The organism is Glycomyces paridis (genome assembly GCF_004912155.1).
GTDB classification, from domain to species: Bacteria; Actinomycetota; Actinomycetes; order Mycobacteriales; family Micromonosporaceae; genus Glycomyces; species Glycomyces paridis.
Genome location: NZ_STGX01000006.1, coordinates 24,664 through 36,631, shown reverse-complemented (window position 1 = coordinate 36,631; position 11,968 = coordinate 24,664). Strand labels below are relative to the sequence as shown.

The 11,968-nt window shown below is 72.0% G+C and carries 10 protein-coding genes; 5 read left to right on the top strand and 5 right to left on the bottom strand.

Annotated elements, in window-relative coordinates:
• Window positions 1–19 precede the first annotated feature (19 nt).
• Both E9998_RS09440 and E9998_RS09435 read right to left on the bottom strand, forming a co-directional pair.
• Window positions 20–3,670: an ATP-binding protein gene (locus tag E9998_RS09440; protein ID WP_136529464.1), complete on the bottom strand. Its 3,651-nt coding sequence runs from the start codon at window positions 3,668–3,670 to the stop codon at window positions 20–22.
• 3 nt (window positions 3,671–3,673) lie between these two features.
• Window positions 3,674–4,432 (bottom strand): response regulator transcription factor, encoded by a 759-nt coding sequence (locus tag E9998_RS09435; protein WP_192907068.1) that lies wholly within the window; start codon window positions 4,430–4,432, stop codon window positions 3,674–3,676.
• A 221-nt stretch (window positions 4,433–4,653) separates the two neighbouring features.
• On the opposite strand from E9998_RS09435, the gene E9998_RS09430 reads away from it, so the two are divergent.
• Window positions 4,654–5,490: an SDR family oxidoreductase gene (locus E9998_RS09430; protein WP_136529463.1), complete on the top strand. Its 837-nt coding sequence runs from the start codon at window positions 4,654–4,656 to the stop codon at window positions 5,488–5,490.
• Here E9998_RS09430 and E9998_RS09425 read toward each other — a convergent pair.
• From E9998_RS09425 to E9998_RS09415, 3 genes are all read right to left on the bottom strand, one after another.
• The gene (locus E9998_RS09425; RefSeq protein WP_136529462.1) at window positions 5,487–5,921 is read right to left on the bottom strand and encodes a hypothetical protein; all 435 of its coding nucleotides are present in this window, start codon (window positions 5,919–5,921) and stop codon (window positions 5,487–5,489) included. The two genes, E9998_RS09430 and E9998_RS09425, sit on opposite strands and share 4 nt — an antisense overlap.
• A gap of 110 nt (window positions 5,922–6,031) precedes the next feature.
• Window positions 6,032–7,042 (bottom strand): S-adenosylmethionine:tRNA ribosyltransferase-isomerase, encoded by a 1,011-nt coding sequence (locus E9998_RS09420; RefSeq protein WP_136529461.1) that lies wholly within the window; start codon window positions 7,040–7,042, stop codon window positions 6,032–6,034.
• Window positions 7,039–7,830 (bottom strand): SDR family NAD(P)-dependent oxidoreductase, encoded by a 792-nt coding sequence (locus E9998_RS09415; protein WP_240037548.1) that lies wholly within the window; start codon window positions 7,828–7,830, stop codon window positions 7,039–7,041. The genes E9998_RS09420 and E9998_RS09415 overlap by 4 nt, the downstream gene beginning before the upstream one ends.
• Window positions 7,831–7,897: 67 nt before the next feature.
• On the opposite strand from E9998_RS09415, the gene E9998_RS09410 reads away from it, so the two are divergent.
• Genes E9998_RS09410 through E9998_RS09395 form a run of 4 tightly spaced genes read left to right on the top strand, consistent with a single transcriptional unit; the run spans window position 7,898 to window position 11,912 of the window.
• On the top strand, window positions 7,898–9,124 hold the full coding sequence (locus tag E9998_RS09410) for a GAF domain-containing sensor histidine kinase (RefSeq protein WP_204745346.1): 1,227 nt from the start codon (window positions 7,898–7,900) through the stop codon (window positions 9,122–9,124).
• Window positions 9,117–9,746, top strand: a complete 630-nt coding sequence (locus E9998_RS09405; RefSeq protein ID WP_136529460.1) for a response regulator — start codon at window positions 9,117–9,119, stop codon at window positions 9,744–9,746. The genes E9998_RS09410 and E9998_RS09405 overlap by 8 nt, the downstream gene beginning before the upstream one ends.
• 59 nt (window positions 9,747–9,805) lie before the next feature.
• Window positions 9,806–10,831, top strand: coding sequence for a hypothetical protein (locus E9998_RS09400; protein WP_136529459.1), 1,026 nt, complete (start codon window positions 9,806–9,808; stop codon window positions 10,829–10,831).
• Window positions 10,832–10,883: 52 nt separating this feature from the next.
• Entirely contained in the window at window positions 10,884–11,912 is a 1,029-nt protein-coding gene (locus tag E9998_RS09395) for a hypothetical protein (protein ID WP_136529458.1), read from the top strand.
• Window positions 11,913–11,968: the final 56 nt, after the last annotated feature.

Sequence of the window (11,968 nt, the reverse complement as noted above, 5' to 3'; positions counted from 1 at the left end):
CCCGTGTTCGACGTGCCGGCTACGCGGCGTACTCCGGGAGGTCGATCGCGGTGGCGGCCTTGTGGATCGCGTTGACGACCGGGGTCATGAGGCGGTCCTTGCCGGGCATCCGGGAGGCGACGGCGAGGAAGGCCATGCTGAAGCGGATGCGCGAGCGCCCCTGGAGGACCATGCCCTTGACGTTGGCGGGGCCGAGCTTCTGGTTGGCCTCGGCGAAGGGCCGCATGAGCCGCTCGTAGGCCGCGAAGCCCTCGGCGCCGCCCGCCTTCGCGAGTTCCCCGGCGAGGACGTAGGCGCCGACGAGCGCGAGGCTCGTGCCCTGGCCGGAGGCGGCCGAGGCGCAGTGGGCCGCGTCGCCGACGAGCGCGACCCGCCCCTGCGACCACCGTTCGGTGCGGACCTGGCTGAGCGTGTCGAGGTAGAAGTCCGGGGCGTCGGCCGCGGACTCCAGGAGCCGGGGGACCTGCCAGCCCTCGCCTTCGTAGGCCGCCTTCAGGATCGCCGCGCTCGCGGCGCGGTCGCCGCGGGGCAGCTTGAGGTCCGGTGCGGCCCAGAGGAACAGCGCGGTGGCGTGCTCGCTGCCGGCGGTGTTGTAGACCAGGACGGTGCGTCCGGGGCCGACGTAGGTCATCTCGCGCCGGTCGAGGCCGAGGTCGTTGGGGACGGTGTAGGAGGCCACGCCGTAGCCGAGGTCGTGGACGTGGTCGGCTTCGGGCCCGAAGGCGAGGGCGCGGGTGCGCGAGTGGAGGCCGTCGGCGCCGATGACGAGATCGAAGCGTTCGGTGGTGCCGCTCTCGAAGGCGACCTCGACGCCGTCCCCGTCCTGGTCGAGGGCGGCGATCGAGTCGCCGTAGCGGTACTCGACGGTGTCGGCGGTGAGGCCGTGGACGAGGAGGCCGAGGGCGCCGCGGTGGAGTTCGGCGTCGCCGTGGACGCGGCCGCCGAAGGAGTCGCCGTCGAGGGCCGCGACCTCGCGTCCGCGCGCGTCGACGATGTACGCGTCGCGGATGTCGGTGCGGGCCTCGCGGACCGCGTCCATGAGGCCCATGCGCTCGACGACCTCCAGGGCCGCGCCGCGCACGTCGATCTTGTAGCCGCCGGCGCGCAGGGCCGGGGCCTTCTCGACCACGACCGGTTCGAAGCCGTGGCGGTGCAGCCAGTAGGCGAGCGCGGTGCCGGCGATGCCGGCGCCGGAGACGAGTACGCGCCGAAGTGCCATGAAGGTGGTCCTGTCCGTCGATCGCGGCCCCAGCGGCCGCGTTTCCGATCGTATGCCGGTGCGGGCCAGCGGAACAGGCCTCGGGCCTGCAACAACCTGCGCGGGCGGTGCAGCTTCGTGCCACTGGAGATATGCTCGTGTGCTGTGACGCTCCAGAGTTTCGGCCTGTCCGCCCGCGACGAGGCGGTGTGGCGCCGGCTCCTGCGCACGCCCGGCGCCGCCGTGGCCGACCTCGACACCGAGGCCGCCGCGAGCGTGGACCGCCTCGCGGCGCAGGGCATCGTCCACGTCGAGGAGGGCCGCTGCCGCCCGGCCGACCCGGGCGCGGCCTTCGATCGGCTCATGGCCCGGCGCCTGGGCGAGGTCGGCGAGCAGTTGCGCGCGATCGCCTCCGCCGGCTCGGTGCTCCCGGGCCTGCTCACCGAGCACCGCGGGGCCGCCTCGACCGAGTCGGTCGAGCGGCTCGACGGGGTCGAGGCGGTCAACCAACGGATCGTGGAGATCAGCGCCGGGGCCCGCGAGGTCCTCGCGATGCACGGCGTCGAGGACTTCAAGGAGCGGCCCGAGCTCACCGAGCACACGCTGCGGCGCCTGCGGGCGGGCGTCGCCTACCGCACGATCGTGCACCGGTCGATGATCGCGCACGAGGCGTTCGCCGCCCGCAGCCGCCGCCTCCACGAGGCCGGGGACCGCCATCGGCTCTCCGATGTGGACCTGCGTGACGTGCTCGTCTACGACCGCGCCGCCGCGTTCGTGCGCATCGACCCGGCCGACCGGCGGGCCGGGGCGTTCCTCATCCGCCAGCCGGGCGTGGTCGCGACGCTCGTCGACTGCTTCGAGCTGGCCTGGAGCGCCGCCGTCGACCTCGTGCCGGGCCCCGACGGGCCGACCGAGACCGAGCGGCGGGTGCTCGAACTGCTCACGCGCCACGGGAAGGACGAGGCCGCGGCCCGCGCCCTGGGGGTGTCGGTGCGGACCTTCCGCCGCCACGTCGCCGACCTGACCGCCCGCCTCGGGGCCGCCAACCGGTTCCACCTGGGCATCCTCGCCGCCCGGCGCGGCTGGCTGTAACTCCAGGTGCGCCACGGGGACGCGCACCTCGACCGTCGTCCCCTCGCCCGGCTCGCTCTCCAGCGCGATCCGCCCGCCGTGGGCCGACACGATCGAGGACACGATGGACAGCCCGAGCCCGGAACCGCCGGTGGCGCGCGAACGCGACGGGTCGGCCCGGTAGAAGCGGTCGAAGACGCGCCTGCGGTGCTCCTCGGGGATGCCGGGGCCGTGGTCGGCCACGCGCAGCACCGCCCACCCGTCGTCCACGCCGACCGACACGTCGATCGCGGTGCCCTCCGGCGTGTGGACCCGGGCGTTGGTCAGCAGGTTCACCAGCACTTGTCGTAGCTGGCCCTCGTTGGCGACCACCGTGACCGGCTCGGCGGCGACGAGCGCGACCGGGTGGGTCGAGTCGGCCACCTCGGCGTCGTCCACCGCGTCCTGCGCGAGCTGCGCCAGCTCCACCAGCTCCCGGTCGCCGCCGACCTCCTCGTCCAGGCGCGAGAGCACCATGAGGTCGTCCACGAGCTTGGCGAGCCGCGCGTTCTCGGAGCCGATGCGGTCCATCGCCCGGTCGAGCTTCTCGCCCTCGGCGGCGGCGCCGGACTGGTAGAGCTGCACGTAGCCGCCGATGGCCGTCAACGGCGTGCGCAGCTCGTGCCCGGCGTCGGCCACGAACTGCCGCAGCCGCTCGTGCTGTCGGTCGCGCTGCGCGATCGCGTCGGTCAAGCGCGACACCATCTTGTTGAGCGCCAACGACAGGCGCCCCATCTCGGTGCGCGGGTCCGCGGCGGTGATGCGGTGGTCCAGGTGCCCGGCCGCCACGGTCTCGGCGTCGGCCACCATGTGGTCGACCACCAGCAGGCCCCGCCTGGTGATGACCCACGCGGCGAGGATGCCGAGCGCGGCCACGACGATCCCCGCGATCACGACGGTGCGCGTCAGCGTCGAGATCGACGACTGGACGTCGTTCATCGGGGTCGCGACCACCAGCGAGTACTTGTTCTCGTCGGGGTCGTTGTTGAACGTGATGGTCGAGGCGAGGACCCGGTACACGGTGCCGCCCTCGGCGGCGTCCACCGTGGAGTACCCGCCGCCGGGCGGCGAGGCCAGGTCCGGCAGCGGGTCGGGCTCGTCCTTGAACCCGGACTGGACCGCGTACACCTGGTTCCCGTCGGCGTCCCACAGCATGATCGCGAACTCGTTGTAGCCGATGTCCTGACCGGGGTCCCCGGCGGGCATCCCGGCAGCCATCTGGCCCAGGACCTCGTGGAGTTTCGTGTCGACCTGGTCGGTCAGCTTGTCGGAGACGAACCGGACGGTCACGAAGCCGATCACGGCCATGGCGGCGATGAGCAGGACCGCCATCGCCCAGGCGATCTTCGTGCGGATGGCCACCGGCTACTCCTGCGGCGGGCGCAGCATGTAGCCGACCCCGCGGACGGTGTGGATGAGCCGCGGGCCGAGCTTGTCGAGCTTGCGGCGCAGGTAGAACACGTACGTCTCGGCCAGGCTCGACTCGGTGTCGAAGTCGTAGCCCCACACCTGCTTGAGCAGCTCCGACTTCGAGACCACGCGCCCGGCGTTCGACGCCAGGTAGCGCAGGAGCCGGAACTCGGTGGGGGAGAGGTCCACGGTCGAGCCGCCGCGCGTCACCTGGTGCGCGGCGAGGTCCAGGACGAGGTCGGCGACCGCGACGGTGTCGGTGCCGCGCGGGGCGGTATCGCGCCCCAGCGTGCGCCGCAGCACCGCCGAGACGCGCAGCGAGAGCTCTTCGAGCCGGAACGGCTTCATGAGGTAGTCGTCGCCGCCCGAGCCATAGCCGTCGCGCAGGTCGCCCGGTGCGGTGCGGGCGGTGAGGAAGATGATCGGGGTCTGGTCGCCGGAGGCGCGCAGCCGGTCGGCGACCGCGAAGCCGTCGAGACCGGGCATGTTGACGTCGAGGATCACCAGGTCGGGGCGGTCGGCCTCGACCGCGGCGAGCGCCTCGGTGCCCGAACGCGCGGCGGTGACCGCGTAGCCCTGGAACGAGAGGGCTTCGACCAGCAGATCGGCCAGGCTCTCCTCGTCGTCCACGACGAGCAGACGCGCCGAGGACCCGTCGCCCCGGAGCGGCACCGCTGGCGGCGCGGCCCCGGCCGGCCCGCTGGTCGAAGTCATCCACCGCTCCTCAGTACTCGTCGTGCGTTCCGCAGGTTGCCCGGCCAGCCTATTTCACCCCGAGCGGCCCCGAAAGGTTCCGCAATCGTTTCCACGCGAGTTCTGGACCCGCTCACAGCGGGCGTTCAGCAACCGGCCCGGTGCGTCGGCGCGCCAGGCCTTCCCCGCGAAGTTACCGACTAGTAGTATTCGGGGGACACCGACCACATGGAGGCAGAGCAATGGAGCCAGCCGTCAGCAACCACCCGCTCAACGGGCGGGCCGCCTTCGTAACCGGCGCCAGCCGGGGCATCGGCGCGGCCATCGCCGTCGCCCTCGGCGCGGCGGGCGCGAAGGTGGCGCTGTTCGCCAAGACCGGCGAACCCCACCCCAAACTGCCCGGCACCCTCTACGAGACCGCCAAAGCCGTCGAGGACGCGGGCGGCCAGGCCCTCCCCATCGTCGGCGACCTGCGCGACGCCGAATCCGTGGCCGAAGCGATCGACCGCGCCGCCGCCGAGTTCGGCGGGCTCGACGCCTGCGTCAACAACGCCTCCGCCCTCGACATCAGCGGTATCGGCGAACTCAGCCTCAAGAAGTTCGACCTCATCGCCGGCGTCAACCTCCGCGGCACCTTCGCCGCCGTCAGCGCCGCCCTGCCCCACCTGCGCGAATCCGACCACGCGCACCTGCTCACCATCAGCCCGCCGCTGAACACCGACCCCCGCTGGTTCGCCGGCGGACCCTACACGGCCACCAAGTACGGCATGACGATCATGACCCTCGGCGCCGCCCAGACCGAACCCGGCATCGCCGCGAACTGCCTGTGGCCCAAGACCACCATCGCCACCGCCGCCGTCGAGTTCGCCCTCGGCGGCCAGCCCATGCTCGACCGCTCCCGCAAACCCGAGATCGTCGCCGACGCCGCGCTGGCGGTCCTCGCCAAGGACCCGAACGCCTACACCGGCAACGCGGTCCTCGTGGAGGACCTCCTCGCCGACGAGGGTGTCAGCGACCTCTCCGGCTACGCCGTGGTCGAGGGCCAGACCGACTTCCAGCCGGACATCTACGTCGACTAGAGGCCTTTGAAGTCCTCGTCGGTCATCCGCTCGAGGCGGGCGGCCTCCTCGCTCCGGCGCTCCCGCAGCTGCTTCGGGACGCCCGCGAGGACCACGGCCGCGAGACCGGCGAGGACCGCGGCCACGGCCAGCGGCAGCACGCTCCATCCGGTCGGCCGCGTCTCGAACTCGCCGAGCTCGACGCACGCGCCCATGACCTTCTCACCCTCCTCGTCCACGGTCTCGCACAGCGCCGTCGGACTGACCCGCTGCCCCTCGTAGACGAGGACCCGCTCCTCGCCCGGCATCGCCGCGACGAGCAGCAGCACCGCGAGCGCCAGCGTCACGGCAGCCGTCACGACGGCGACGGCGGGCGAGTCGGGAATCGCGAAGCGCCGCCGCCTCGGTCCGTCGCCGAAGAGGTTCCCACGCTGCTGAAACGGTCTGCTCACGCTCCCGATGCTACTGCGGTCGCAAGCGGCCGCCGCGACGATGGCCTCCCCGCGAAGCGGGGAGGCCATCGTCGCGGGTTCAGCCGGGCCGCCGCCCGTGCGATTCGCTGTCAGGCGATGAGGTGCACGTCGCCGAACTCGTGCCACAGGTACCGCGCCCCGATCGCGGCCTCGTAGGAGGCCCTGAGCAGCTCGGTCTCGCAGATCGCCTCCAGCATCGACAGGTGCGTCGACCGCGGCTCGTGGAAGCCCGTGAGCAGGCCGTCCACCACCTCGACGGGGTGCGCGGTCGAGACGATCCGCTCGGTGTGTCCCGAGGCCGCGACCACGCGGCCCTCGGACACCGCGCTCTCCAGGGCCCGCACCGCCGTCGTGCCGACCGCGATCACCCGCCCGCCCGCTTCGCGGGTCGCGTTGACCTGGCGCGCGGTGTACTCGCCGACCTCGAACCACTCCGGATACGGGTCCTCGTCGCTCTCCAGCGACGCGACGCCCGTGTGCAGCGTGATCGGGGCGATCCCGACCCCCGCCGAGACCAGGCGCGTCACGATCTCGGGCGTGAACGGCCTTGCGGCGCTCGGCATCTCGGCCGAACCGGGCACCGTCGCGAACGCCGTCTGGTAGGCGCTCAGCGGCCGGTCGGTCGCGACGTAGGAGTACCGGATCGGCCTGCCGTACCGCGCCAGGTACTCCGGCACCGAAGGGACCGGCGGCCGGGTCACCCACAGCCGCTTGCCGAACCGCCGCTCCAGGTACAGCGAGACCCCGCCGGGCAGGTCCACGGTCCGGCCCTGGACCTCCCCGAGGTGGGGACGGTCACGGTCGCGCAGCTCCACCAGCCACGACCCGTCGGGCCGCGTGGACGAGAAGTGCACCCGCAGGCCCTGCCGCGTGGACACCGCCGCCGGCAGCGTCGCCGAATTGTTCACCACCAGCAGGTCGCCGGGGCGCACCAGCGCCGGAAGGCTGTCGAAGGCGGCGTGCTCGATCGCACCGGTCGCCTTGTCGGTCACCAGCATCCGTACATCCGAACGCAGCAGCCCGCGCTCCTCGGCGGGACGGTCGGCCTCCAGCGCCGCGTCGAGCGCGAAACCGAACGGGGATTCCAAGGTGGCGCTCATTCGTGGGCCTCCGTCTTCGCGAAATCGGACGCGGCGAACCTGCCGCTCGGCGGGGCGTCCTGTTCGCAGGCGCACCAGCGGAAACCGATCGCCGCGGTGATCCGGTCCGCGGCGACGCGCGGCGGGTCCGCCGCGGCCGCGTCCTCCGCGCCGATCGCCTCGGCGAGCATCGCCGTCGACATCTCGCCCGGATCGACCGCCCACACCGCGACCCCCGGCTCCTCCGCGGCCAGCACGTTCGACAACTGGTCGAGCGCGGCCTTCGTCGCCCCGTAGTTCCCCCAGGTCGGGTACGGACCGGTCGCGGCGTCCGACGAGATGTTCACGATCGCCCCGCCGCGCTCGCGCAGCACCGGAAGCGCCAACTGCGCCAAGGCGATCGGCGCCCGCACGTTCACGTCGAACAGGCGCGGCCACGCCGACAGGTCCGACTCCGCCAGCAGCGGCAGCGGCACCTCCCCGAGCGTCGAGGCGTTGTTGACCAGCAGGTCGATCCGGCCCCCGGCCAACTCCACCAGCCGCTCCCGGTGCCCCGGATCGGCCACGTCGCCCGCGAGGTGCTTCGCACCCAGCTCGGCGGCCACCGCCGCCAGACGCTCCTCCCCGCGGGCCGTCAGGACCAGATCCCAGCCCTCGGCCGCCAGACTCCGGGCGAGCGCCTCGCCCAACCCTGCCGACGCGCCCGTCACGATCGCCGTCCGGCCCTCTGCGAAAACACTGTGATTGCTCATGGCCGCCACGCTATGGGCGCCGCCGCGCCCGCGCCTCCGCCCGAGGTCGCGGTCCACGGTGATCCGCTGGTCCTAGGACCAGCGAACGAGGCGCCGGCGCCCACGACTCGACTACATTGGCACCGTGACCGCCTCCCAAGGACCGTTCTCCGAACCCGCCGCCCTCCTGCACGAGGTGTCGGCCGCCGTCGGCGCGATCACCCGCCACCTCTCGGTGCACCAGGTCCTCGAAGTCATCGTCTCCTCCGCGCGGCGCCTCGTCGGCGCCGACTACGCCGCCATCGGCATCCCCGACGACGAAGGCGGCTTCGCCGAGTTCATCACCGACGGCATCGGCGAAGAGCAGCGCCTCAAGATCGGGCCGCTCCCGCGCCAGCACGGGATGCTCGCCGCGATCCTCGCCGAGAGCGAACCCATCCGCCTCGACGACCTGCGCCGCGACCCCCGCTTCCGCTGGTGGCCCAAGGCCCACCCGAGCATGGCCGCGCTCCTCGGCGTCCCCATCCGCGACTGCGGCCCCGCCCTCGGCGTCGACTGCAGCCGCACCATCGGCATCGTCGTGCTCACCAACGACCTCGGCAGGCCCGGCTTCAGCGAAGCCGACACCGAACTCATCGAACTCCTCGCCTCCCACGCCGCCATCGCCATCACCAACGCCCGCCTCTACGAGCGCAGCCGCGAACTCACCGTCGTCGAAGAGCGCAACCGCCTCGCCCGCGAACTCCACGACGCGGTCATGCAGCGCCTGTTCTCCCTGCGCCTCTCCGCACGCGCCGCCGCCAAACTCGTCCCCATCGACCCCGACGCCGCCGCCTCCCGCCTCGAAGAGGTCGAGACCCTCGCCGCCGAGGCCATCGCCGAACTGCGCGGCGTCATCGTCGAACTGCGCCCCGCCGACCTCGACCTCCACGGCCTCGTCGAGACCCTCCGGCGCCACGCCACCCTCCTCGACCGCCTCCACGACACCGACGTCCACTTCCACGTCCGGTCCCCCGTGGACCTCTCTCGGGACGGCGAGGTCGAAGTCCTCCGACTCGTCCAGGAAGCCCTGGGTAACGCCTTCCGCCACGCGCGGGCCCGCACTGTCACCGTCACCGTCGAGACCGAGCGCATCACCGTCGCCGACGACGGCGACGGCTTCGACGCCGACGAGGCCGCCACCCGCGGCCTCGGCCTCCTCTCCATGCGCGAACGCGCCCGCGCCCTCGGCGGCGAACTCGACCTCGCCACCGCCCCAGGCGAAGGCACCGTGGTCACCCTCCGGCTCGAAGGGCCGGTAGTCGAAGACGCCGCTCCCGAAGCCCCCGAACGCCCTGCCGCCGACGACCCCGAGGACCCCAGCCGTGACTGACCCCATCCGCCTCCTCATCGTCGACGACCACCCCGTCGTACGCCGCGGCCTGCGCGGCTACCTCGAACTCGAACCCGACTTCACCGTCGTCGCCGAAGCCGGCGACGGCGAAGAGGCGCTGGCCGCCATCGCCGAGTCCGGCCCCGACGTGGTCCTCCTCGATCTCAAGATGCCCGTCCTCGACGGCCAGGGCGTCATCGAACGCCTCAACGCCGCACCCGGCGACGGCCCCCGCGTCCTCGTCCTCACCTCCGCCACCGACGCCGAACGCGTCCCCGCCGCCATCGGCTCCGGCGCGGCCGGCTTCGTGTACAAGGACATCGACCCCGACGCGCTCGCCAGCGCCATCCGCACCGTCCACGCCGGACAGATGCTCCTCGCCCCCGTCGCCATGCGCGGCCTCATGAGCGGCACCGCCGCCCCCGCCGCGCCCTCGCTCACCCCGCGCGAGAGCCAGGTTCTCGGCCTCATCGCCAAAGGCCAGACCAACCGCCAGATCGCCCGCGCCCTCGGCGTCTCCGAGAAGACCGTGAAGACCCACGTCACCAACCTCCTGCGCCGAATCGACGCCGCCGACCGCACGCAGGCGGCGCTGTGGGCGGTACGCCACGGTATCGGATGAATCGCGGAACGTGACCGTCTACTGAGTCATCACCCGCGGTGATCCCCTAACCTCGCCGTATGCCCGCAACACAACTGAAAAGGGTCGGCCCCTCGATCGCGCTCGCCGTTTCGGCGTCCACCCTCTCTGCTTGTTCGTCCCTGCCGTTCTTCGGCGGCACCGAGGTGTACTCCTTGTTCACCGGCGACGCCGATTCCGCCTGGTGCGTGCCAGGGGACGAGTCCCGACTCCTCGAATCCGGTGCGGACCTTCGCGGACCGCACTTCGCCCTGTCGCTCATGTGCTCCTTCACCGGCACTGAGATCCCCGACGCCGTCGACTCCGGCGATCTCTCCGAGTTGCAGGAGGCGGACGCCGACACCGAGTTCGTGATCGCGCAGTTCGCGCTCTCCGACGCCTACGAGGCCGAGGCCGAGACCGGTGAGGTCGCCGGAGTCTGGATCGAGGCCGATGGTGAGAAGCTGGCCCTCGACGCGCTGCCCGCACCCGGCGGCTACATCGCGCTGACCGTGCCCACCGGTGGCGACGTCGTCCTGTGGGTCGAGGACGAGGACCGCGCGCAGGGCATCGACCTGCGCTCCGGCGAACGGGTCGAGCCCGTCGCCGCCTACTACAGCGGCCTCACCACGGACCCGGTCGTGATCGACCAGTTCGCCTACGAGGACCTGTCGATCGTGAACGACACCGACGCCTACCGTGTGACCTGCGGCAGCGACACCCTCGAAGGCCAGCGCTCCGTCTGGCGCGAGGAGCTCGGCTGGGCCGAGGAGGGCACCGTCTTCCTGGAGGTCTCCTTCACCTGGTGCAGCTACGAGGACCCCGGCATCCTGTGGCACCTCGGCGAGGGCTCGCTCGCGGCCCGGACCGGCGACGCCCCCGCGCAGGCGCTGTCCTGGACGGAGTTCGAACTGGGGGAGGAGTTCCACGGCGACCTCCGCTACGAAGCGGTCTTCGCCATCCCCGAGGAAGCCGCCGCCGCGACGCTCGTCTTCACCCCGATCGGCGATCTGGAGAACCTCGACGGCGGCGCGGACTACGCGTTCGCGTACACCCCCGACCCGATCGAACGCGAGCTCGTCTTCTAGGCCGCAAGCACCCGTCCCCTCCCCGATCCCTCCTTCGCGAAAGCCCTTGCCCATGCTCCGCACCCTCAAAAACCTCTTCCTGTCGGCGGCACTCCTGGCGCTCGTCGCGGCGGCCTTCGCCGGGAGCGTCGCCCCCGGCTCGTTCCTGCGCACCGCCCCGTACACGCTCGTCACCGGCTCCGACTACGAACCGTGGTGCGAGGACGGGGACGCCGCGAGCGTTCCCGAAGCGGACCTGCGCGGCCCGCACTTCGCGCTCAGCCTCGAATGCCTCTTCCAGCGGACCGCGATCCCCGAAGCGCAGGCGATGCTGAACGACAAGCTCGCGTCGATGCCCCCTGCGGCGCCGGGCACGGAGTTCCTGTTCGCGATCGTCGCGGGCCAGGCCACCTTCGTTCCGGACTACTCAGAGGAACTGGCGTTGTCGACCGCGTGGATCGAATCGGGTGCGGAGCGCTTCTCCCTCAACGACTTGGCGGGGAACGACTTCATCGTCCTGAGTGTCCCCTCGGGCGAGCGCGCGGTGCTCTGGGTCGAGGACGAGGGGCGCGCCCAGGGTCTCGACCTGCGCACCGGCGCGCAGGTCGATCCGGTCGAGGCCTACTACGGCGGCCCGAACTTCGGGTCGAGGACCTTGGACGGCTACGACTACGACGAGGTCCGCTTCAACGGCGCCGGCGGGTGGTCGTGGATCATGAGCTGCGACCACGACCGCTCCTCGATGCGGCGTGCGGTGTGGAGCGGCGACTACGGTTGGGCCGCCGAAGGATCGGTGCTCATCGAGGTCGGCTTCTGGTGGTGCGGCACCTCGTTCTCCGACACCGAGTGGGCCCTCGACACCGACCAGGCCCTCCAACTCCGAAGCGGCTCGGAATGGTACGAACCGGTGACTCACCTGGAGTCGTTCGACAGCGACAGTCCCGGCTGGGAGCACCACACCTTCATCTTCGAGGTTCCGGCCGACGTCGCCGAGGTCACCGCGTTCTTCTCGCCGATCGGCGAGATCACGCAGAAGGACAACGGCAAGGTCTTCACCCTGGACAAGGACCCCGACTACACCCACTGGACCGCGACCTTCTGACCCGGTTCGCCACGCCCTCTTGCTCCCAACTGTTCTGATCCGGTTCGGCGGCCCGT